Source organism: Myxococcales bacterium, from assembly GCA_022184915.1.
In the GTDB taxonomy this organism is placed as follows: domain Bacteria; phylum Myxococcota_A; class Polyangia; order Fen-1088; family Fen-1088; genus JAGTJU01.
The window spans coordinates 240,330-262,694 of record JAGTJU010000004.1; the positions used below are offsets into that span (position 1 = coordinate 240,330).

At 69.5% G+C, this 22,365-nt stretch carries 17 protein-coding genes; 8 read left to right on the forward strand and 9 right to left on the reverse strand.

Annotated features, from left to right (window positions below; translation table 11 throughout):
- The first annotated feature begins 128 nt into the window (after positions 1 to 128).
- The 4 genes from KA712_15980 (at position 129) to KA712_15995 (ending at position 8,049) form a co-directional block, all read left to right on the forward strand.
- Positions 129 to 590: a hypothetical protein gene (locus tag KA712_15980; protein ID MCG5054463.1), complete on the forward strand. Its 462-nt coding sequence runs from the start codon at positions 129 to 131 to the stop codon at positions 588 to 590.
- Positions 591 to 686: 96 nt separating this feature from the next.
- Entirely contained in the window at positions 687 to 4,721 is a 4,035-nt protein-coding gene (locus KA712_15985; GenBank protein MCG5054464.1) for an AAA family ATPase, read from the forward strand.
- A 57-nt stretch (positions 4,722 to 4,778) separates the two neighbouring features.
- The gene (locus KA712_15990) at positions 4,779 to 6,305 is read left to right on the forward strand and encodes a sigma 54-interacting transcriptional regulator (protein MCG5054465.1); all 1,527 of its coding nucleotides are present in this window, start codon (positions 4,779 to 4,781) and stop codon (positions 6,303 to 6,305) included.
- A gap of 67 nt (positions 6,306 to 6,372) precedes the next feature.
- Positions 6,373 to 8,049: an AMP-binding protein gene (locus tag KA712_15995; protein MCG5054466.1), complete on the forward strand. Its 1,677-nt coding sequence runs from the start codon at positions 6,373 to 6,375 to the stop codon at positions 8,047 to 8,049.
- Here the strand turns inward: KA712_15995 and KA712_16000 are convergent, their stop codons facing one another.
- Complete coding sequence (locus KA712_16000; protein ID MCG5054467.1) at positions 8,050 to 9,081, reverse strand: tetratricopeptide repeat protein; 1,032 nt, start codon at positions 9,079 to 9,081, stop codon at positions 8,050 to 8,052.
- A gap of 256 nt (positions 9,082 to 9,337) precedes the next feature.
- On the opposite strand from KA712_16000, the gene KA712_16005 reads away from it, so the two are divergent.
- Genes KA712_16005 through KA712_16015 form a run of 3 tightly spaced genes read left to right on the forward strand, consistent with a single transcriptional unit; the run spans position 9,338 to position 15,392 of the window.
- Positions 9,338 to 10,537 carry an HlyD family secretion protein gene (locus KA712_16005; protein MCG5054468.1) on the forward strand — a complete coding sequence of 400 codons (1,200 nt, stop codon included), beginning with the start codon at positions 9,338 to 9,340 and terminating at the stop codon, positions 10,535 to 10,537.
- Positions 10,534 to 13,275, forward strand: a complete 2,742-nt coding sequence (locus KA712_16010) for an ATP-binding cassette domain-containing protein (GenBank protein MCG5054469.1) — start codon at positions 10,534 to 10,536, stop codon at positions 13,273 to 13,275. Before KA712_16005 ends, KA712_16010 begins: the two co-directional genes overlap by 4 nt.
- Positions 13,272 to 15,392 carry an ABC transporter ATP-binding protein/permease gene (locus tag KA712_16015; GenBank protein MCG5054470.1) on the forward strand — a complete coding sequence of 707 codons (2,121 nt, stop codon included), beginning with the start codon at positions 13,272 to 13,274 and terminating at the stop codon, positions 15,390 to 15,392. Before KA712_16010 ends, KA712_16015 begins: the two co-directional genes overlap by 4 nt.
- Positions 15,393 to 15,397: 5 nt before the next feature.
- Here KA712_16015 and KA712_16020 read toward each other — a convergent pair whose 3' ends face one another.
- The 8 genes from KA712_16020 to KA712_16055 form a co-directional block, all read right to left on the reverse strand.
- The gene (locus KA712_16020) at positions 15,398 to 17,353 is read right to left on the reverse strand and encodes a ferrous iron transporter B (protein ID MCG5054471.1); all 1,956 of its coding nucleotides are present in this window, start codon (positions 17,351 to 17,353) and stop codon (positions 15,398 to 15,400) included.
- On the reverse strand, positions 17,350 to 17,670 hold the full coding sequence (locus tag KA712_16025; GenBank protein ID MCG5054472.1) for a ferrous iron transport protein A: 321 nt from the start codon (positions 17,668 to 17,670) through the stop codon (positions 17,350 to 17,352). The genes KA712_16020 and KA712_16025 overlap by 4 nt, the downstream gene beginning before the upstream one ends.
- A 91-nt stretch (positions 17,671 to 17,761) precedes the next feature.
- Positions 17,762 to 18,481, reverse strand: a complete 720-nt coding sequence (locus KA712_16030) for a hypothetical protein (protein ID MCG5054473.1) — start codon at positions 18,479 to 18,481, stop codon at positions 17,762 to 17,764.
- Positions 18,478 to 19,611: a glycosyltransferase gene (locus KA712_16035; GenBank protein ID MCG5054474.1), complete on the reverse strand. Its 1,134-nt coding sequence runs from the start codon at positions 19,609 to 19,611 to the stop codon at positions 18,478 to 18,480. The genes KA712_16030 and KA712_16035 overlap by 4 nt, the downstream gene beginning before the upstream one ends.
- A 76-nt stretch (positions 19,612 to 19,687) precedes the next feature.
- The gene (locus KA712_16040) at positions 19,688 to 20,479 is read right to left on the reverse strand and encodes a hypothetical protein (protein MCG5054475.1); all 792 of its coding nucleotides are present in this window, start codon (positions 20,477 to 20,479) and stop codon (positions 19,688 to 19,690) included.
- An 87-nt stretch (positions 20,480 to 20,566) separates the two neighbouring features.
- On the reverse strand, positions 20,567 to 20,962 hold the full coding sequence (locus KA712_16045) for a VOC family protein (GenBank protein MCG5054476.1): 396 nt from the start codon (positions 20,960 to 20,962) through the stop codon (positions 20,567 to 20,569).
- On the reverse strand, positions 20,959 to 21,441 hold the full coding sequence (locus KA712_16050) for an SRPBCC domain-containing protein (GenBank protein ID MCG5054477.1): 483 nt from the start codon (positions 21,439 to 21,441) through the stop codon (positions 20,959 to 20,961). Before KA712_16050 ends, KA712_16045 begins: the two co-directional genes overlap by 4 nt.
- Positions 21,438 to 21,779 carry a metalloregulator ArsR/SmtB family transcription factor gene (locus KA712_16055; protein ID MCG5054478.1) on the reverse strand — a complete coding sequence of 114 codons (342 nt, stop codon included), beginning with the start codon at positions 21,777 to 21,779 and terminating at the stop codon, positions 21,438 to 21,440. Before KA712_16055 ends, KA712_16050 begins: the two co-directional genes overlap by 4 nt.
- Before the next feature lie 164 nt (positions 21,780 to 21,943).
- Here KA712_16055 and KA712_16060 point away from each other — a divergent pair, with 164 nt between their 5' ends.
- Positions 21,944 to 22,342 (forward strand): cytochrome c-type biogenesis protein CcmH, encoded by a 399-nt coding sequence (locus KA712_16060; protein MCG5054479.1) that lies wholly within the window; start codon positions 21,944 to 21,946, stop codon positions 22,340 to 22,342.
- The last annotated feature ends 23 nt before the right edge of the window (positions 22,343 to 22,365 follow it).

The window sequence follows — 22,365 nt, forward strand, 5'->3', positions numbered from 1 at the left end:
GCATGGTCGTGGTGCACGGGTCACCGCCCCGCCGTTCTCGTCGATGAGACGTTACGTTGAGGGAACGTGCGTTGCGGGTGCGGGCCCGCATCGGGGGCCGTTCGGCCAGGTCCGGGTTGGTACGTGACGTGAAGAGACCCTCGGACGAGATGGCAGAACGCAGCGATGTGCGCCCCGAGGTGTCGACGATGGTGGCGGTGGGCACGGTCACCTTCGCCTCGGTGCGGCTGTGGGCGCGTCTCGAGCGGCCCTCTGACTTGGCGCTGCGTCTCGAGGGGCCCGAGGGCAAACGAGCCGTCTCGCTTCGGCCGTCGTGGGGTGAACAAAACACCTGCGCTTTCACCTACCCGAATGACTTCCCCGGCGAAGCCCCTTTGTGCGCGGGGACGCGTTACCGTTTGCGCGGAGGCACACCCCTTGATCGAGCGCACGGCCGCCGAGGTCCGCGCCGCGTACCATCGCAGGTACCCTTCACGCGTCGCACATGCCCAGCTGGCAGCGCTTGCACGCCTGCGCTGAGTTGCCACCAGCCTTTCGGAACGCCGACGCCCCCGTCCAGCGCGCAGGAGCGTGTAGGTGTCTATCGTTAACCTCACAAGGCTTGTCGACAAAATTGGTACACGGCCTTACTCTTGGTTCATTCGCTTTGGCCCTGGAACGAGGGTCGTGTTAACCCGAACAGCGTCATGGGGCAGTCTGGCCCACCCGATCGCGTCTCCTCCGACGTCCCCGAGGCCGCCACCGTTGCGGGCCCGGTGATGGGCCGTGGCGTGGCGGGCGCCGCCGAGCTGCCCACGGTCGGTGTACGGCTGGGGGGCCGCTACGAAACGCTCGGTCTCGTGGGCGCGGGCGGAGGCGGTGTGGTCTTTCGGGCCCGCGACGCCGCCGATGGCAGCCTGGTCGCCCTCAAGGTCTCCACGCGCCTCGACGGCGGCGCCGCCGACGCCTTCGAGCGGGAGGCGCGGGTGCTGGCGCAGCTCCAACACCCGGCCATCGTCAAGTACCTCGACCACGGCACCACGCCGGAGGGGGCCTACCTGGCCATGGAGCTCTTGGCCGGGGAGACTCTGCGCGAGCGTCTGGCCCATGGCCCCTTGGCACCCGAAGCGGCCTGTCGTCTCGGCGCGCGCATGTTGGATGCGCTCGGGTTCGCCCATGCGCGCGGGGTCGTGCACCGCGACTTCAAGCCCTCGAACGTGTTTTTGCCCGCGGGTCAGCTCGAGCAGGCCAAGCTGCTCGATTTCGGCATCGCCCGGGAGCTGTACGGATGGGCCCGCACGCTCACGGGCCAGGTGATGGGCACACCGCTTTACATGGCGCCCGAACAGGCCACGGGGCGGCGGGACGTGGACGGGCGCGCCGACCTCTTCGCCGTGGGGTGCGTGCTCGTGGAATGCATCACGGGGCGCCCCCTCTTCGCCGGGGTCGGCACGGCGGGCCTCGCGAAGCTGGCCTTGGCCGACGACGTTCTGGCCGATTCCGACTTTCCCCACCTGCCCCCGGCGCTGGGCGACGTGCTCCGCCCCTTGCTGGCCCGCGACCCAGCGCACCGGCCGAGCGATGCGCGCGCGGTGGCCCGACAGCTCGAGAGTCTGGCAGGGGCGCTGCAAACGGTTTCGGCACCTGCGGAGGCCACCGCCCTCGGCAGCCGCGAGGCGCGGTCCATGGTGGTGCTCATGGTGGGCGCCCCCCAGGAAGGGGCTTCATCTTCGACGGCCGAGTCCCTGGTGGCCGACCTCGCCCGCCGCCATCAAGGCCACGTGCAAACCCTGCTCTCGGGGGCGCTGCTCGTCAGCTTCGGCCCGGGGGGCTCGCGTGAGTTGGCCACGCTCGCGGCCCGCGCGGCGCTGGCGCTGCGGCCCCTCGTGATTGGCCGCGCCCTGGCCCTGGCCCTGGGGCGGGCCACGGTGGAGGGGCGCACGGTGGTGAGCGCGGCGATTGACGAGACCACGCGTCTTTTGGCGCCCACCCCGGACGCTGCGGCCGCCTTCGGCAGATCGGGCGTGGTCTACGTGGACAGCCACGCGGCGGCGCTCTTGGCGGACGGCTTCGAGGTCGAGTCGTGCGAGACCGCATTTGGCACCGCCCACGTGCTCCGGGGCGAGCAGGCAGTGCGGGAAGGCCAGCGGTTGCTCCTCGGGCGTGAGGTGCCCTTCGTGGGGCGTGAGCGCGAGCTGGCTTCGCTCGAGGCCCTGGTGCTCGAGTGCTTCGACGACGAACGGGCGCACTCGAGCTTGGTGGTGGCCCCTGCCGGCGGGGGCAAGTCCCGCCTCAAGCGTGCCCTTCGTCAGAGCGTGAGCCGCGCCAACCCGCAGGCCTGGGTTCTGGTGGGGCAGGCCGATCCCCTGGCCGCCGGGGCGCCCTACGGGGTGTTGGCGGCGGCCTTGCGTCGCGCCGCCCAGATCGCGGAGCCTGGCGCCTCGACCGAAAACCAAGGTCGTCTGCGGGCCCTCCTGGCGGAGGTGCTCGCCACGTCCCTGCCCGATGATCGCGAGCGCATCCTGGCCTTCATCGGCGAGATCATGGGCGTGTGGGGCGAAGGCAACGTCCCGTTGCGCCTGCGCTCCGCGCGGCAAGATCCCCGGAGCCTGTCTGACCAAGTCCGCCTGGCTTGGCTGGATCTCCTGGCGGGGGCGCTGGCCCGGGGGCCCGTGTTCTTGGTCCTCGAGGACCTCCACTGGGCCGACGGTCCGTCGTTACAGCTCGCCGAACTTGCCCTGAGGACGCATCGGGATCGTCCCCTGTTCGTGCTTGGCTTCGCGCGCCCCGAGGTCAACGACCGCTTTCCCAACCTGTGGCGGGACGTATCCGACCGTCAAACCTTGCCGCCGTTGCGCCCCCGCGCCTGCCGGGAGCTGGTGCGTGCCGTCCTGCCCGATCTGGCCCCCGAGCGCCTCGAGCTGCTCGTGGCGCGGGCCGATGGCAATCCGTTCTTTCTCGAGGAACTCCTGCGGGTGGAATCCCAGACGGGGGCGGCGGATGAGAGGCTCGTGCCCCCCACGATCCTGGCCGCGCTCCAGACCCGCCTCGACACGGTCGGGGAGGGTGGCAAGCAGGTCTTGCGTGCTGCCAGCGTGTTCGGTGAGCGCTTCTCCCGAGAGGGGGTCGAGGCGTTGCTGCCTCAGGAGGTGCAGCAGGACGTGGAAGCCTGGCTCGACGTGCTGGCCAGCGCGGAGCTGGTGGCGCGGCCTCTGCCCCCCGGCGCGGGGCACGGCGCTGCCTGGCAGTTCCGGCACGCGCTCGTGCGGGATGCGGCTTACGACACCCTGCTCGAGTCTGACAAGCGCGTGGGTCACCGCCTGGCCGCCCGGCACCTGGCGGCAACGGGCGAACGCGAAGGCGCCCTCTTGGCCGCACACTACGAGTTGGCCGGCGATCGCAAGCTGGCCCGCCATCACTACCGCGTGGCTGCAGAGCAGGCCCTGGAAGCGGGCGACGCCGAAGGCGTCAAGGCGCGCTGTGCGCAAGCCCAGAACCTGGGCGCTGCGGGCGAGGAGCTGGGATGGCTGCGCCTCGTGGCGTGCAGGGCCGTGATGTGGCAGGGCGCATGGCCCGTGGGCGAAGAGCTCGCGCGCGAGGCGTACGCGCTTCTGCCGGGCCTCGTGCGCATCGAAGCCCTGACGGAACTCATCATCGCGCTTGGCCAGCAACAAAAAACGGATGAGATGCGGGCACGTTTTCGGGAGCTCATGTCCCTCGAGCCCCAAGGGGCCGATCGGGCAGCCTGGGCCTACGCGGCCCTTCGCAGCGGGGGCCTTTTCGTCGTGCTGCTCGGCGAGCGCACCGAGGTGGTCGAGCTGGTGGCGCGCACGCGGCAGGTGGCGGCGCTCGGGGATCTGCGGCTTTCGGCCATGTGGCACAACGTGCGGTCCCAGGAGGCCTTGATGTCGGGGGCCATGGCGCAGTGTCAGCACGAAGCCGAGGCGGCCTTGGCGGCCTTCGAGACGGCGGGTGACATCCGTGAGGCTTGTGGTGTGCTGAACAATCTGGTGTGCGTTCTCACCGATCTCGGCAAGCTCGAGCGGGCCGAGCGGCGCGCCCTGCGGCTTTTGGCCCTGTCCGAGCGGTTGGGGCTGTATACGGCGTCGGTCGCGCGGGTCAACCTGGCGTGCATCTACCTTGCCCGGGGGGAGGCCGGCCGGGTGGCTGAAACCGTGCGGCAGGCCATGGCCAGCGAGCAGGTGAGCGTGGACCCTCGGGTCCAGGGGTTCTGCCACCTGTTGCTGGCGCAAGCCGCCCTCGCGCAAAACCGCCCCGAGCTCGCCGTGAGCGCCGCCTCCGAAGCGGTGTCGCGGCTGGCGAAGGCGCCGGCGATCTTGTTTACGGCCGAGGCGGCTTTGTCCCGCGCGCTCTTGCAGGTCGGCCAGCGCGCCGAAGCGCGCATCTACGCACAATCTGCGGTCGCGAGCCTCGAGCGCGGTGGGGTGGCCGAACACGCCGAGTTCATGGTGTGGCTGGCGGGCATCGAGGTCGCCCGCGCCGATGGCGACACGCTTTGGGCCCGCACCTTGACGGAAAAGGCTGCAGGCGCGCTCGACCGCAGGCTCATGAATCTGACGGCAGACGAAGATCGAGAGCGCGCGTTGTCAGCCTTACCCGACGTGGCCCTCATCGAGCGCCATGCGCGTGCTTTGGGGGTTGCGTTTCCCCGCGTTCCCCACGTATGGATACCGAGCTTCGACGACCCTTCCGGCGTCTCCACCCTCTTGGGCGACGCGTGACCGTCTCCGCCCGGGGCATTGCCTCGGCGCACGTGCAGAACCCCTGAAGAAGATTCGATGGACCCCCGCTTCCCCCCGCGTCCGCCTGGTGCCCCCGGCGAGGACAACACCGAGGTGCAGTCCCCCACCACGTCGGCCACCCGTATGCCCGTGCTCCTCGTGGTGGGCGACGCAGCTTTGGGCGGGGCGCCCGGCCCGGGGCCGCGTGTTTTGGCCCTCGGGGCTGCGGGGCTGGTTGCCGGTCGAAACATCGAGCCCTCGGGCCAAGAAACGCTCTGGCGCCTCACCCACAGGCGGGCGTCGGGGCGGCATGCCCGGGTTCGTCGCCTCTCGGACGTGTGTCTGCTCGAAGATCTCGGCAGCACCAATGGAACTCTTCGCAACGGGCTTGCCCTCTCGGCGCCCGTGGCGTTGCAGGATGGTGACATCGTGTTCATGGGCGGCCACGCGGCCGTGTTTCGCTGGCTGTCGCTGGAAGAGGAGAGGGCGCTCGCCGAGGCCCGCCGGTCGCCGATGGGGCCCATTGCCACGAGCTCGCCGCTCACGGCCTTGGCCGAGATGAAGCTCAAGCGGATCGCCGCCTCCGAGCACGAGATCCTGCTGGTGGGCGAAACGGGCGTCGGCAAGGAGGTGTACGCCGAGGCCATCCACAAGGCGAGCGGACGCGCGGGACCCCTCGTCCCCGTCAACTGCGCGGCGCTGCCGGGTGAACTCGTCGAAAGCGAGCTCTTCGGCTACGTCCGTGGGGCCCACTCACAAGCCAACCAAACCAAGCGCGGACTCATCGAGGAGGCCGAGGGTGGCACCCTCTTCCTGGACGAGATCGGCGACATGCCCCAGACCGCTCAGGCGAAGCTGCTGCGCTTCCTGCAAAGCCGCGAGATCGTGCCTCTGGGGTCCACGAGGCCGCGCCGGGTGGACGTGCGCGTGCTGGCCGCCACGTCGCGTCCGGGAGGCGGCAATGGCTCACCGGGCCTCCGTGAAGATCTCATTGGCCGCATGGGAGCCGCCGCGTTCACGCTGCCCCCCTTGCGCACGCGGCGCGAGGACCTGGGGGTTCTCATGCACCACTTCACGCGCCAGGCGGCAGGTGGCGTGGCCCCGGCGCTCGACGCGGGCACCTTCCTGGCCTTGTGTCTTTATCCCTGGCCCCGCAACGTCCGGGAGCTGAAGAAGGTCGTGGAGACGGCGGTGCTGTTGGCCGCGGGCGCACCGGAGGTGGGGCTTTTGCATTTGCCCGAAGAGCTCGCGCAGCTCGTCTCGGGCGATGGCATCACGAATCCCACCGACCCCGTCTCCGGGGAGTTCTCGGAGGGCTCGTCGGGCGGGTCGGAGGTCCGTTTTCCCCCTGCCGACAGCGCCCCGACCACGGACGCCACCGGGGCGCAAGCGTTGCCGCCAGACCGGCGGCGTTCGCCCCGGCCGCTGCCCCGGCGTGACGAGCTCGTCGCTTTGCTCACAGCGCACCAGGGGAACGTGTCCGAGGTCGCCCGCGCCCTGGACCGCCACTGGAAGGTCATCAAGCGCGCGCTCGACCGCTATGGGCTCGACGCCGATCGGTTCCGGACCGAAGGGGGGCCTTGAGGCCAAGCGGCGGGATTCACGCCGAATTCAGATGCACGGGTGCCGCATCCCGGTGAATATTGAAGTCATGGACCCTCGCATCTGGCACAAGAGCTACCCGAAGGGCGTTCCGACCGAGATCAACCCGGACAGGTTTCCGTCGATCTGCGCGGCGGTCAGCGAGACCTTCAAGCGCTTCGCGGATCGCCCCTGCTTTTCCAACATGGGTGTCACGATGTCGTTCCGGGACATCGAGCGCGCGAGTGGCCACTTCGCGGCCTTCTTGCGCAAGGATCTCGGCCTCGTGAAGGGCGATCGCATCGGTCTGCAGATGCCCAACGTTTTGCAGTACCCCGTAGCCCTCTTCGGCGCCCTGCGGGCCGGGCTGGTGGTGGTGAACACCAACCCGCTCTACACGCCGCAAGAGATGGAGCACCAGTACCGCGACGCCGGCGTCAAGGCGATCGTGATCCTGGCCAACTTCGCGAGCAAGCTCGAGGGTGTGTTGCCTCGTCTCGCGTCCGGGGGCGCCGCGCCCCGGGTGATCGTCACGGAGCTCGCCGATCTGTTCCCTGCGGTCAAGCGCACGCTCGTCAACGCCGTGGTCAAGCACGTCAAAAAGATGGTGCCGCCCTTCGCGATCCCCGGTGTGCTCTCGTTCCGCGACGCCCTGGCACGGGGTGCATCCCACGGGACTTTGCCCGACGCTGATGTGGGGCCCGACGACCTGGCTTTCCTGCAGTACACGGGCGGCACCACGGGCGTGGCCAAAGGGGCCATGCTCACCCATCGCAACATCTTGGCCAACCTGGAACAGGCCACGGCCTGGATGGCCCCCCGCTTCGTCGAGGGTGAGGAGGTGGTGGTCACGCCGCTGCCGCTTTACCACGTGTTCTCTTTGACGGTGAATTGCCTCCTGTTCATGCGCTACGGCAGCAAGAACATACTGGTGACGAACCCACGCGACTTCCCGGGCTTCGTCAAGCTGCTCCAGACCGAGCGGTTCACGGTGTTGACGGCGGTGAGCACCTTGCTGAACGCGCTCATGAACCAGCCGGGCTTCGAAAAGATCGACTTTTCGGGGGTGAAAGTCACGGTGGCGGGGGCCATGGCCCTTCAGCGGGCCGTGGCGGAGCGCTGGAAGCAAACCACGAAGTCCGCGGTGATCGAGGGCTTTGGCCTCACGGAGGCCTCGCCCGTGGTGTGCTGCAATCCGGTGGATGGCTCCGATCGCATCGGCACGATCGGCCTGCCCTTTCCCAGCACGGACATCAAGCTCGTGAATGACGATGGCGTCGAGGTGGCCGAGGGCCAGCCCGGCGAGCTCGTGATCGCGGGGCCCCAGGTCATGAAGGGTTACTGGAAGCGGGACGACGAGACCCAACGGGTGCTGCGCGAAGGGTGGCTCTACACGGGCGACGTGGCCCAGATGGACGGCGATGGCTTCTTCCGCATCGTCGACCGCAAAAAAGACATGATCCTGGTCTCTGGGTTCAACGTCTACCCGAACGAAGTGGAGGACGTGGTGGCCCGTCACCCCGGCGTGGCCGAGGTGGGGGCGATAGGCGTGCCCGACGAAAAATCGGGGGAGGTGGTGAAGATCGTGGTGGTGAAAAAGAACCCGAGCCTGACCAGCGAGGAGCTCATCGCGTTTTGCCGCGAGCACCTCGCAGGCTACAAGATCCCCAAGGTGGTCGAGTTCCGCAGCGAGCTGCCGAAGACCCCCGTGGGCAAGGTCTTGCGGCGCGCGCTGCGGGATTCCTGATTAGGCCGCCGCGAGGCTCTCGAGGCGCGCCTTGACGGCCTGGGTGTTTGCGTGCCGCGGCCCGAGGGTCTCGGCGAAGATCGCGTGGGCGCGTGTGAGCAACTTGTGGGCCTCTTTCGGGTGGCCGAGGTCGTTCTTCACCACGCCGAGGTTGTGCAGCCCGAACGCCAGCTCGGGGTGTTTGCGGCCGAGGTGCTCTTCCTGGATCGCGATCGCCTGGGTCAGGAGGGTTTCCGCCTCTTGCAGCTTGCCTGTGCGGTAAAGCAGGCCGCCCAGGGTCTCGAGCGTGGCGCCCACCTCGAAACTACGCGGCCCAAGCTGCTTGGTGAACGCGCCGAGAGACGCCTTCAGGAGCTTGGCCGCCTCTTCGTGTTTGCCCCGGGCGTCGAGGATCGCCGCCAGGGCCGTGCGATCGGCCGCCGTGCCCAGGCTCTTCGGGCCGTCGCAGGCCAAGCGCAGCGCCAGCCCGGCAGCCGCATGTTTTTCCGCCCGGGCGAGATCGCCTGCCGCATGGGCCACGCCCCCCATGTTGTGAAGAAGCGTGGCCATGAAGGCGCTACGGGCGCCGTGATGCTTTGCCACCAGCGGGCGCGCTTGTTCATACTGTGCCCGAGACTCGTCGTAGCGGCCCTGATACTTGCGGAGGATGCCGCGCTCGTTCAGCACGTCGGCGTAAATGCCGTCTTTGGGACCAAAGTGCGCGAGCACCGCGGCCTCGGCCTCGTCCAGCCACTTGTCGGCCTTGGGGTAGCGCCCGAGTGCCCGCGCGCCCCCAGCCGCGGTGGTCTTCGCCCAGATCCACGTGCGCAGAGCTTCCGGATCGGGCGCTGCCCCCCGCACGTGTTTGTCGAGTGCGCGGGCCGCCTTGTGGCAGAGCGTCTCCGTGCGCGCGAAGTCTTCGGCCGAGTAGGCGGCCTGGCCCGCCGCCAGGTCGCGGCAAGCGGCTTCGAGCTGGGCCACGGCGCGTGCCGGGGGCAACGCCGCTCGCGCGACACGCTTGGGCGCGGCTTCGCGCGAGGCCTTGCGGCTCACTCGTGTCAGGCCTTTCCGCGGCGCTCGAGGCGGGCTCGTTTTTCGCGCGGTTTTTCGGGTCTTTTTGTTGGCGCCCGTCTTTCGTGCGCCTTTCTTTTTGGCGCCTCGGCTGGATTTCGTCGGGCGCGGGGCGCTTCGCTTCGATGGGCTACGGGAGGTTGTCATGCGTGTCGCCAGGGTGTGCCGGAAGCGGTGGCAATTGCAATCCAGAATTCGACGGCAGCAACTTGGTTCTGCGCTACTCTAGCCGCGCCCGATGCCCCGACGATTCGCCTCCGCCATGGGACCGATCCGGAACGCGCCCTTGTGGTCGGCCACGGCCGGGGCCTTGCTGTTGGCCGCTTGGTTCGCCTGGTTCGTGTTCGCGCGCGTCTCCGTGTACGCCGTGTCGCACAGCGCGCGCCTCGAGGTGCAAAGCGCCCCGCATCCCGTGGACGCGCCCGTGGGGGGGCGTGTGGTGGCCAGCCGGCTCGTGCTCGGCACCGCCGTCCACGAGGGTGAGGTGCTCGTGCAGCTCGACGCCGAGGCTTTTTCCCTCGAGCTCGAGCGTGAGGCCGGACGCGTGGCGCACCTCGAGCCCCAGATTGCGGCCTTACGCAGAGAGATGGCTGAGGACCTCGAAGCCGCACGCGGCGAAGGGCTGGCCGCGGTGGCGGCTCACGAGGAGGCCGAGGCGTTTCGGCGTGCCTCGGAAGCGCTGGCCGCCCTCAAGCGCGAAGAAACGACCCAGCTGGAAGTGTTGCGGCAGCAGCGCATCGTGGCCGAGCTCGAGTCGGCGCGCATGCGATCCGAATCGGAACAGCGCCAGGCCGAGGCCGAGGCCGCACGCACCGGCGTGCGCCGCTTGGGCGGAGAGGTGCTCGTGAGGCGCAGCGACAGGCGGGCGCGCATCGCCCGCGTCGAGCTCGAGATCGCGCAGCTCGAAGCCCTGCGTGTCGAGGCGGAGGGGCGCGTGCGCACCTTGGCCCGCGAGGTCGAGCTGCGCACGATCCGCGCGCCCGTGTCGGGCCGGCTCGGCGACGTCAGCCCCTTGCAGGCCGGGGCCGTGGTGGAGGCGGGCGTACGCCTCGCCGTGGTGGTGCCTGCAGGCGGTCTGCGCGCGGTGGCCTATTTCGAGCCGCGCGCGGCGGTGGGGCGCGTGGCGGCGGGGCAAGAAGGGCGCCTGCGTTTGCTGGGCTTTCCCTGGACGAAATACGGCGCGCTCCAGGCCCGGGTCTCGACCGTGGGCACGGAACCTGCCGGGGGCTTCGTGCGCGTCGAGCTGGCCGTCACCCGGCTGCCCGGCACGATCACCCCCTTCGAGCACGGCTTGCCGGGCTTCGTCGAGGTACGTGTCGAGCGCGCCTCGCCGTGGTCCCTGGTCCTCGATGCAGCGGGACGCTTCGTCACGGGCGTGGACGCGCAAACCCTTCCCGAAGCCGAGGGCCTCGCGCGCCGCGGAGGCGGGGCGCCGTGAGCGGCGCGTCCGCCGCAGAGACCTCGGCGCGCACGCGCCGGGCGAAGCGCCGCTTTTTCGTTCCCGAAGCCATCCAGACCTCGGCGATGGACTGCGGCCCTGCCTGCCTCAAGAGCGTGCTCGAAGGCTACGGGATCGCCGTGAGCTACGGGCGTCTGCGCGAGGCCTGCCACACCACCCTCGACGGCACGGCGGTGTCCGCGCTCGAAGCGGTGCTGGGCGATCTTGGCCTCGAGGCCTACGAGTCGGTGGTGCCGGCCGAGCACCTGTTCATGAGGCGTGCGGATCTGCTGCCCGCGATCGTGGTCACGGCGCTGCCCTCCGGGATCTTGCACTTCATCGTCGCCTGGCGCTGCGTGGGGCCGTACGTGCAGGTGATGGACCCCGCACGCGGTCGGCACTGGATCCACCACAAGGAGCTGATGCGACAGCTGGCCCTCGTCGAGGTGCCTGTGCCCAAAGAGGCCTTCGAGGCCTTCATTCACGACGAGGGTTTGCGTAAGGTCGTGGTCGCCCGTCTCGAGGCCGTGGGATGTGCGCAGGCGGGGCCCCTGTTCGAGGGCGCGCTGGCCGCGGGGTGGGATAGCTTTGCGCGCTTCGAGGGGGCGCTGCGGTTGTGTGAGCGGCTTCGGGATCAGGCGGGCTTTTCCCAAGCGAAGACGGCGAAGGTTCTCGAGGGGCTGCTGCGACACGCGGTGAGCCGCCCCGACGTGATCCCGGAGACCCTGCGCTCGGCCAAACCCGCGCCCGACCAGCCAGGCGCCGCCGACGAGGCGGGTGAGCCTGGCCCGCCCGTGCCCATGGTGAAGATGCGCGGCGCGGTGGCCCTGGCCATCGAAGGCCGCAAGCCCCCGCAGGCCCCGGCGCCGGAGGCGGTTCCGTCCGCGGCCGCGCGGGTGCTCGCAAAGCCCGAAGACAGGGCGGGCTCCGTGCTGTGGCGTCTCCTGCGCGGCGCGGGCGGCCGTGCGCCGGCGTTCTTGATGCTGGCCCTCCTGGTGAGCGCGCTCGGGGGCCTCGTCGAGGCCTTGCTCTTTCGCGCGTTTTTCGATCTCGGCCGGCGCTTGCCGCTCTTCTCTCACCGGGTGGTGGCGGTGGGCCTCGTGGCCTCGTTTGCGCTCGCGCTCCTGCTCATCGAATGGCCCACGGCGCGCGGTTTGGCCGCGCTCGGGCGCCGGCTCGAAGGAGGCCTGCGGCGGGCCTTCCTCGACAAGCTGCCCCGGCTGGAGGACGCGTACTTCCAAAGCCGCCCCGTCTCCGACATGGCCACCCGCGCGCATCAGATTCACCAGCTTCGGGCGCTGCCGTTTTATGCCGGGCAGATCTTCCGCGTGGGCTGCGAGATGGTGGTGACCACGGCGGGCGTCATCTGGCTTCATCCCCGCGGCGCACCGCTGGCCGTGGTGCTGCTCTTTGCGCTCTTGGTGGTGCCGTTGGCCCTGCAAGGCGGCCACGAAGAGCGCGACATGCGCGTGCGCGCCCATACGGGGGCGCTTTCGGTGTTCTACCTGGACGCTCTGCTCGGCTTATCGGCCGTGCGGGCGCATGCAGGTGAGGTCTCGCTGGAGCGCGAACACAGAATCCGTCTCGAGGAGTGGGCCCGGGCCGCGTGGCAGGCCGCACGTTACGGGGTGCGCAGCGAGGCGCTGGTCACGCTCGTGGGGTACGGGCTGGCGCTGTGGCTGCTCTTCGATCACCTCGCGCACACGCAAGGCTCGGGCTGGGCGCTGTTGCTCGTCTACTGGAGCCTCTCGCTGCCCGCCCTCGGTCAAGAGTTCGCGTTTTTGCTGCAGCAGATCCCCAGGCAAAAGAACCTGACGCTGCGGCTTTTGGAGCCGCTCGGCGCCGCGGAGGTGGTGAGGCCCCCCGTACCCCCGGCGCCGCGCGTGGGGCCGGTGGCACTTTCGTTTCGCGATGTCGTCGTCGAAGCGGGCGGACATCAGGTGCTTGCGATCGACGCGCTCGACATCGCGGCCGGCAGCCAGGTGGCGTTGGTCGGCGCCTCGGGCAGCGGCAAGAGCAGCCTGCTTGGCTTGGTGATGGGCTGGCATGAACCCGCGGAGGGGCAGGTGCTGGTGGACGGGCAGCCCACGACCTCGGCGGAGCGCGAGGCCCTGCGCGCCCGCACGGTGTGGGTGGATCCGTCCGTCCAGCTGTGGAACCAATCGCTGCTCGAGAACCTTCGCTACGGCTCGCCGCGGCCCGATGCGCCCGTGGGCGCGGCGATTGAAGACGCCGAGCTCGACGAGGTCTTGGCCCGCTTGCCCACCGGCTTGGAATCGCCCCTGGGTGAAGGCGGCGGCTTGCTCTCGGGGGGTGAAGGGCAGCGGGTGCGGCTCGGGCGCAGCCTGTCACGTCCCGAGGCCCGCCTGGTGCTGCTCGACGAGGCGTTCCGGGGCCTCGAGCGGCCCCGCCGTCAGCGCCTGCTGGCCCGCACCCGCGCCCGGAATCCGCACGCCACGTTTCTCTGCGCCACCCACGACGTGGCCGATGCGCTCGACTTCGACCGCGTGTTGGTGGTGGCGGACGGCCGCATCGCCGAGGAGGGCGCCCCCCGGGCGCTCGCCGCCGATCCCCGCTCGCTGTTCGCGAACTTCTTGTCGGTGGAAGCCAAGCTACAAGACAAGTTCTCGGATCCCACCTGGCGCCGCTGGCAGCTCGTGGACGGACGCGTGGTCGAAGAGGCGCCTGCGGCCCCACCCGCGCCCGATACGAACACCGCCGCGGGGGACGCCGCATGAGGGCCCTGACCCCCGATTCGGCGTGGCCGCGCGCGCGCCTCGGCGAAGCGCTGTCCCGTGTGGACGTGGCGTTGCGGGGAGCGGAAGACAGCCGCGCCCTCGCCAACCCCGCCCCCGATCTGCACGCGGGGCCCTCGCTCGCGCGCTGGCTTTCGGCGGGGGCCCGGCGCCTGGGGCTGGACGTGGACGCGCCCGATCACGCCGCCCGTGGCTTGCCCGATCTGCTTCCCGAACACACCGTGCTGCTGGCGCGCTGGCCCACGCAGGAGGACGAGGATCCGAACGCGTCTCCCTACGTCGTGGTCCTGGGGCCAGTGCACACGGCCGACGTCACGGCCCGCGTGGTGGCGCCCGCCGGTGTGCACGACGTGTCCGTGGCGGCGCTCGAAGAGGCCTTGTTCCAAGGTGACACGCGCGCGCTCGTCGCTGAGCTTGGGCTGCGGCCTGCGGACACCCTCGCCGCCGCGCGGGCGATTCGCGGCACGGTGGGCGGTGGGCTGCGAGCCGAGGGCTTTTTGCTCGAACCCGCGGCCCTTCAGTTTTGGGAGCGTGCCCAGCGCGTGGGGGTGCCCCGGCTCCTCGTGGGTGGGTTCGTGGGCTTTGCGCTGCAAGTGGCGCTCTTCGGGGGCGCGTGGGCCCTCGTGGGCGAAGGGGCTCTCGAGGGGCGGCTCGAGCCCGGCAACCTCATGGCCTTTGGGCTTCTGCTCGCCACCATGGTGGTGGTGCGGGCCCGCGCCAGCGCTGCGCTTGGCCGCGCGGTGATCTTGCTTTCGGGGTTGGCGCGGGAGCGCTTGCTCGAAGGTATCCTCCGCCTCGATGCGGGCTTGATGCGGACCCGGGGAGTGGGCCAGCTGCTGGGTACCGTGCTCGAGGTCGATTCCCTGGAGCTTCTGGCCCGGGCGGGGGGCCCTGCGGTGATCTGGGTGGTGCTGGATCTCGCGCTCGGCGCCACGCTCTGTGCTCTCGGCGCCGGGGGCGCGTTGTCGCTGGCGCTCCTCGGCGTGTGGATGGTCTTCCTTCTTCTCGGGCTACGCCGCCTGCTCAAGCGGCTGCTCGTGTTCACGGACACGCGCTTGAATGTCACCCACGAGCTGGTCGAGGCCATGGTGGGGCACAGGACGCTGGTGGCGCAGGACGCGCAGGCCCGCCACGCAGATCACCTTCGCGCCGGCCTCGAGACCTATCAAGATCGGGCTGCGCGGCTCGACGAAACCACCGCCCGCCTGGTGTCGGTGGTGCCCCGTGGCTTCCTGGTGCTGGGCCTCGTGGCGCTCGTGCCGGCGTTCATGGACCGGGGCTCCGAAGCGGGGGGCCTGGCCCTGGCCATAGGCGGTCTCCTGGTGGTGTGGGGCGCTTTGCGCCGGCTTTCGGAGACGAGCCCCGCGGTGATGGCCGCCTACGTGGCCTGGCGCAATCTCGCGTTCCTCTTCGAGGCGGCCCAACGCGCGCAAGGCAGCTCGGCCGATGTCTTGGCCGCCGCGCCCGACGAAGCCGCCGTGGGGCGGCGGGGTCTGCTGGTGGGCCGCGATCTCGTGTTCCGCTACCCGGGCCGCCCCGAACCCGTGCTCAAGGGCTGTAGCTTCTCCGTCAAGCGAGACGAACGTGTGCTGCTCGAGGGCGGCTCGGGCGGCGGCAAATCCACCTTGGGCAGCATCCTCGCGGGGCTCCGCGTGCCGGACGCCGGGGTGCTGCTGCTGGGCGGCTTCGATCACCACGCGGTGGGCCCCGAGCGCTGGCGGCAGCGTGCCGGCGGCGTGCCTCAGTTTCACGACAACCACGTCTTCGCGGGCTCGTTGCTGTTCAACCTCCTCATGGGCCGGCGCTGGCCCCCGCGGCGGGAGGACATGGAGGCCGCCGAGGCCGTGTGCCGCGAGCTTGGGCTTGGGCCTTTGCTGGATCGCATGCCTGCGGGTCTGGCCCAGACCGTGGGAGATTCGGGGTGGCAGCTCTCACACGGTGAGCGCAGCCGGGTGTTCGTGGCGCGTTCTCTTCTCCAGCGGGTGGACGTGCGGGTGTTCGACGAGTCCCTCGCGGCGCTCGATCCCGAGACCAGCCTGCGGGTGCTGGCGGCGCTTCTCAACCGGCCCGAGGCGTTGATCCTGATCGCGCACCGCTAGGCGGCTCAGCTGAGGCCCAGGGCGCGTGCGCCCTGGAATACGGCGAGGGCCGCAAGGTACGCCACGGCGTAGGTATAGCCCAACACGAAGAGCGGCCACCGCCACGAGCGGGTCTCGCGCCTGAGCGCTGCCACGGTGCTGAGGCACTGGCAGGCGAACACGAAGAACACCATCAAGGAAAGCCCCGTGGCCATGCCATAGGACGGTGTGCCGTCGGGCCCGCGGGCCGCGCGCAGGGCGGCAGGCAGCTCGCCGAGATCCTCGTCGGCGCCTTCGATCCCGAAGATGATCCCCATGGTGCTCACCATCAGCTCGCGCGCGCCGAAGGAGCCGATGAGCCCCACGTTGATGCGCCAGTCGAAGCCGAGCGGCTGCGTGAGGGGCTCGAGCGCTTTGCCGATGCCGGCGGCCAGGCTGCGCGCCATGGTGTCGCGGGCCTGCACCTCGGTGGACGCGGAGGCGCGGGCCCCGTTTGGCTCCGGCGCGAACACGGGCACCGAGAGCAACACCCAGAGCACCGCGGATGCCAGCACGATCACCGTGCCCACTTCGCGCAGGAAGCGCAGGGCGCCTTGCCAGGCCACGCGCACCACCGTGCGCAGCTCGGGCGCGCGGTAAGGCGGCATCTCGATGAGCAGAGGCAAGCCGCGCCGGTGGCGCATCAACGCCTTTCCGATCACGGCAGACGCCACCGCACTGCCCACCAGGCCCATGAGGTAGAGGGAAAGAAAAATGAGGGCCCGCCCGAGCGCGCTTTGCCCCGCAAAAAAGGCCGCGATCAAGAGCGCGTACGCCGGGATGCGGGCCGAGCACGTGGTCAGCGGCAACACCAGCATCGTGCGCAGGCGTTGCCCGGGATCCCGGATGGCCCGCGTGGCGGCGAGCGCCGGCACCGCGCAGGCGTGCCCCATCAAGAGGGGCACGAACGAGCGCCCGCCCAGCCCGAAGAGCTGCAGCAGGCGATCCAGCAGGAAGGCCCCCCGGGACAAGTAGCCCGAGGCTTCGAGGAGCTCGAGCGCGACCGTCAACAGCACGATCTGGGGCAAAAACTGCACGACCGTGCCTGCGCCCGCCAGGATGCCGTCGCGGACGAAGGCGCTCACGAGGTTCTCGCCGAAGAGCGTCAGCACCCCGCGCCCGAGCCACGCCAGCAGATCCCCCACTGCGGCGCTGGCCGGTTCGGCGATGAAGAAGACGCTGGTGAAGAGCGAAGCCATGAGCGCCAAAAACGCGAGCGGGCCGCCGAGGGGGTGCAGCAGCACCCGGTCGAAGGCTTCCGTGCGCCGGTGCAAGGCCAGGCGGTTCAGCGGAGGGAGGTCCGTGGGGGACGCCGAAGGCGCCAGCGCCTGGCGGGCCACGGCGCGGGGGTCGAAGGCGTGCGTCGCCGCGGGGGCGGCCGCGGTGCCAAGCTTCACGAGGGCTTCCGCCACGGTGGCACGTGTTTTGTCGTCGCGGGCGCTGATCCACAAGGCGGGGGCGTTGACCGCCCGGGCGATCGCGTCGACATCCACCGTGCGGCCTTCGCGCTCGAGCACGTCGCGCTGGGTGACGAGCAAAAGCAAGGGCACACCCAGCTGCGAAAGCTCCTGCGTGAACAGAAGGTTCGTGGCCAGGTTGGTGGAATCGAGCACCTGCGCCACGACGTAGGGGGCACCGCTTGCGCGCACGCGCTCGATGTGGGCGCGGGCGATCCCCTCGTCGGAGTCGGGGTCGACGTCGGCCACCAGCGAATAGGTGCCGGGCAGGTCCACGAGGCGCGCGCTTTGGCCCTGGGGCAAGGGCAGATCGGCTTCGAGCACGTCGACGGTGACGCCGGGGTAGTTGCCCACGTGCGCGTGGCCGTGGGTGAGCGTGTTGTAAAGAGAGCTCTTGCCCGCGTTGGGGCGGCCCACCAGGAGCACCGTCAACGGCGCCCCTGCGGCCGGGGGGGCGGCCGGGGGCACATGGCAGGCCGCGGTCACGGCGCGCGGCCTTCGGGTCCCCGCGGGGCCCCCTCGACCCGGATCCCGGCGGCCTGCGCCTCGGCGATGGCGAACTCGGCGCCCACGCCCGTGCGGACGTGCAGGGGGCCTCCGAACACGCCCTTGCGCAACACCATGAGGTCCTCGCCCTGGCACAAGCCCAGGCTTTCGATCCACCGGCGTTCCGTTTCGGGCAGCGTGAAGCCACAGATGCGCACCCACTGGCCAAAAGGCGCGTCGGGCAGGGCGCGCGTGGCCGCTCGAGGGGTCACCGGGGCGTCCGCGGGACTCAGGGGCGATGGCGCGGCGGAGAGCATGGGATTGCGTACAGCGGGACTCGAGTGAAATTGATTATCACTTCGCGCGGGCAATTTCACCGGCCGAGGTGCACTTTCCACGCTGAAGGCCCTACGGCGCGTCGCCCCACTTGGCCTTGTAGAGCCGGGCGGCGTGCTTCCAGTCCTCCGCGCCGAAGCTGCCGCCGCTCGCGTGGGTGACGGCGATGGGCCACGTGCCCACGCGCAGGCCGGCCGCCGTGGCCGCGCGGCAGAAATCGAGGTCGTAGCCGTGAAAGCGAAACCGGGGATCGAAGCGCACGGACGCGGCGCGGAGCGCGTCCACGTTCACCGCCAGGAAGAGGCCGTCGAGCAGGGGGCAGGCCGCGGGGCAGGGGCCGTACAAGGTCACCGAAGGCCTTGCGGGGTCCCCGTGTCCCACGGCCCCCGACAGCTGGCTTGGGTCCTGCCAGCCAAGGGGCGCTTCGTCGCCGTCGAAGCGCAGCGCCCACGACGGCTGCCGAAGGTCCGGGGCCCGGTTGCCCGCCAGGCCCACGACGTCGAAGCGGGTGAAGGCTTCCTCGAGCCGCTGCACGAAGAACCAGTCGTGGAGGTACACATCGTCGTGCACGAAGAGCAAAAACGCTCCGGCGGGTGCTTGGTCCAGGAACTGGTTGTACGCCTCGGACAGCCCCGTGGTGGGGTGGGGAGGGCCGTTGTCGACCAGCAAGCTGATCCGGGGTAGCCAGGCCTGCGGCATCACGGCCAAGCTGCGCGCCAGCAGCGACGAGCTCACGAAGGCTTCGCGGGACAGCCGGCTCACGGCGCAGAGGGTGAGGGCAAAGGGCCTCATGCGGGCCTCGGGGCGCCCGCGCCGCGGGTGGCGGCCGCAAGACGCGAAAACAGGTGCAGGTAAAGCGGAAGGCCTGCATCGTAGCTGCGGTGGCGCGCGACGAACGCCCGCTGCGCGGCCAGGTGCTGGGCGCGTAGCTCTGCATCGTCGAGGAGGGGGACAAGGGCGGCCGCCCACGCTTCGGGGCCTCCCGATACCAGCAGGTTGCATTCTCCCTGGTAGGGGGCGAGATCACTCGCCACGCACAGGGTCCCTGCGGCGGCGTACTGATAGAACTTCACGGCGGAGCGGCAGCGCGAAAAGCGCGTGTCGTGCAGTGGACACACGCCGATGTCCAGGTTCAATGCGGCCAGTGTTTCGGGAAACGCGGCGTAGGGGGTGCTGGGATGATGTTCGTAGCGCACACCCTCGAGGGCATCGGCCAGGTGACCAAAGGCGTCCAGCTGGGGGTTCTCTGCGCGGAGCGCGGGGGCCAGGGCCCGTGCCCGCGCGGCGGTGGCAGCGATGTTGCGATCAAAAAGCCCGTAGAGCACACAATCGACGTCGTGGCGCTGCTGCAAGAGGCGCATTGCGGGAAGAAAGAGCGTCAGATCGTGCATGTGGGTGGGGCCGCCCGAAAACCCCACGCGCACCCGCGTGCCGCCGCCCGCTCTTTGGGGCCAGGCGTTGGGGTCGACGAGGTTCGGCACCACCACGACGTTGCGGGCGTGCGCCTGCATTTCGCGCTTGAGGGTGTCCGTGGTGACCGTGAGCACGTGGGCAAGCGCGCAGAGCTTCCGCATGTGGGGCAGATGCGGCGCGATGGTCTGCTCGAAGTCACCCGCATCGGCGGGGATGAAGTACGGATCGTCGGTGTCACAAACGAGCGCCGTGCCCCGGGACAGCACGTGGCTGAGCAAGGGTTCGAGTGTGGGGGCGGTCTGCGTGTTCATGTCCACGAGGTGTAGAAACACGAGATCGAGCGCCGGCAGCCGGGAAGGGTCGAAGGGCGCTCCGGGCGGCAGCAGCTCTTCGAGCGCGACGGGGGTCACCGCCCCCAGGGCGGCAAGCCGGCGCAAGGGTTCGATCACCCGCAGAGCTTTCGAGGGGTTGTCGGCGATCTGCTGCGAGTAGAGGATCGTGAGGCTCATGCGCGCCGCATCCCGTTTTACCCCGGCTCTTGGGCCGGCGAAAGCGCGACCTGGAAGGCGCCGGCCGCGCGGGCCCTCAGCGCCGGGGATCGGTTTTCAGGCCCACGGGGCGCCTGGGGGCGGGGCGCAGCGCGGCCGGGTCATAAACGACTTGAGCAAAGGGAAACGAGAAGGTCTGTGTGCCCACGGGGACCTTCACCTCCAACGTGCGCACGGCCGGCTCGGGGCGGGCCAGCAAGAGCCCTGAGGCCCCCGCACCCGAAACAAGAGTGGTGCGACGGAAGGCCGCCGCTTGCCAGAACTCGAGCGCGCTTCCGAAGCGCACCTGGCGGTTTTGGTGTTTGAGGGTCTCGAGGTCCCTGTCTGCGGAGATCGCGGCGGTATTGGACGTGCCATAAGACCTTCCGTTCCCGATGTCTCCGACCAGGGAGAAAAAGAGCAGCCCCGTGTTCCAGCTTTGCTCGTTTTCGTGATGTGCCTGTATTTCCGATTGCGCCAACTCGAGCGCCAAGAGGTGCTCTTCGGGGTTCATGAACGCAAGGGGCAGGCCGCAGACGAGGTCGGTCTGTCTGCGCACACAGCGCGTGGCGGTGACCCCTGCTGGGTCAACCAGCAGGGGCTCGCTGCCACGGTTGACCACCTCCAGGCGAAACGCGAGCAGGCCGTCTCGGTTTCCGTCGTAAGCCAGGGCCACCTCCACGTCGTGCGATGCGGCCTTCATCACCGCGCGCCCCTGGGCCCAGTGATCGACGGCAGCAAGCGGCTCCAGGCGATACACGGGGGAGGGGGTGGCGCAGCCGGCGCCCAGAAGGACCAAGGTCAGGGTGGCGGCGTGCGCGCTCTCACACGTTCGTCTTCGTGGCTTCATGGTGATGCCCAGGGAAGACGGCGGAAGTCCTCCGTGCATTCACGTCGTCAGGCGCCGGCTGCAAGAGAGGCTGGAGGCGAGCGACCCCTACGAGGCCGGCTCACCGATCACACAGAACCCGTTGCCGAAGGGGTCGCTGCAGAAGGCGACGGGCCTTGGGCCCTGGGTTCGGAACTCGTTTTCGATGGCGCCGCCTCCGGCCCTGACCTGTGTGAGCACGTCGTCCAAATCGGGGACGTGAAAATCCAGATGCACGGGCGTCCAGTGCCGCTCGTAGCGACGGGTGTCGGCCCCCGCCGAGGAGCTGCGGCTGCCCGCGGCCTTTTCGTGCATGCACACGGTGACGTTGTTGGCGTCCAGGATGGCCATCGTGGGGAAGGGGCGGGCGGTCTCCTCGAAGCCGAAGATCGTTCCGTAAAACGCAAGCCCTTCGGCCAGGCTCGGAACATCGATGCTGACGTGAACCGAGGCTCTGCGGGTCATTGCGCACTTCCCCAGTTCAACGCGGTCTCGAGGCGTGCATAAGACGCTTCCATGCCGTACTCCATGCCGGTGGACAGCATGGCCTTTCGGGTCTCTTCATCGGGAAGGGTCATGCGCATCGTCATGAGGGTGCCCGTACCTTCGGCCGTGAACGTGGTGACGATGTGATTGTCGGGCGTGGGATCGGGCAGGAACATGCGCTCGACGTGCACGATCCGATGTGGGGGCGAAAGCTCCAGGATCTCGCCTGTGAGGTGAAAGCCACCGCCTTGCCCATCCGACCATTCGTAGCGGAGCTTGCCGCCAGGTTTTGCTTCGTTGATACACACGGGCATGGTCCATCCCTCCGGGCCCAGCATCCATTGCTGGATGAGTTCTGGCTCCATGTGTGCCCGATAGACCGCCTCGGGAGGCGCCGCGAACCGCCTCGTGACGACGACCACGCTGTCCCCCTCCGTGACCAATTTCAACATGCTCATGATTCGTTCTTCCTTCCGTGTGGCTTCGCCAAGAGGCGATCGAGTCGTTGGTAGTTCTGCTCGAGGGCACGCCCGAGCATTTTCAGATAGGCATCGAGCTCGCGGAGCCCCCCTTGCGCCAGGCGGCAGGGGCGCTTCGTCCCCTCGACGCGGCGGACGATGAGGCCGGCCTCGGTCAGCACTTTGAGGTGGCGCGAGATCGCAGGCTGCGAGATGGCAAACGGCGCCACCAGCTCGTTGACGGTGGCTTCGCCCTCAGCAAGCCGGGCCAATATCGCGCGTCGGGTGGGATCCGCGAGCGCGGCCAATGTGGCGTCGAGAGAGGCCTGTGCCTGCATGGAGACTACATACTCTGTGAGTTATATAACTGCAAGGTTATATAGATGCCACCGTACGATGCGGGAAGCCCTCCTCGGCTTCTGACGGGTACAGGTTCGCCAAGGCCTGCGACAATCTGTCGCTCGACGTTGTGGGGTGGGGCGGCTATCACCGAGAAAGCCGCATGGAATCGGGTGACGAGAGGCAAGTCGAAAAGGAGCTGCAGCAGAGCCTCATCGCGCCTTGCTGCTTCCGGCAGACGCTGGACGCGCACATTTCGCCGATGGCGGAAGAGCTACGCCAGGAGATTCACCAGAGGTTGAGCGCCGGGCAATCGGCGGATGCCATCCGCCAGGACCTGACGGCCCGCTTCGGCCCGGAGGTGCTGGCCCGACCTCCATCGGGTTCGTTCGGTGGCGGGCTGATGGCGTTCGGCGCCCTGTTGGCGGTTGCACCCGTGGCCTTCATCATCAGGCGGCGGCAACAAAGACGCGCACCTACGGAGGCCCCGCTGGACCGGCGCGAGCCCGAAGACACCCGACTTGCCGATCGCTTGGAGGAGGAGTTGGACGCATTGCCGTGAGGGGGTAGAGAGCCGCGGCGGCG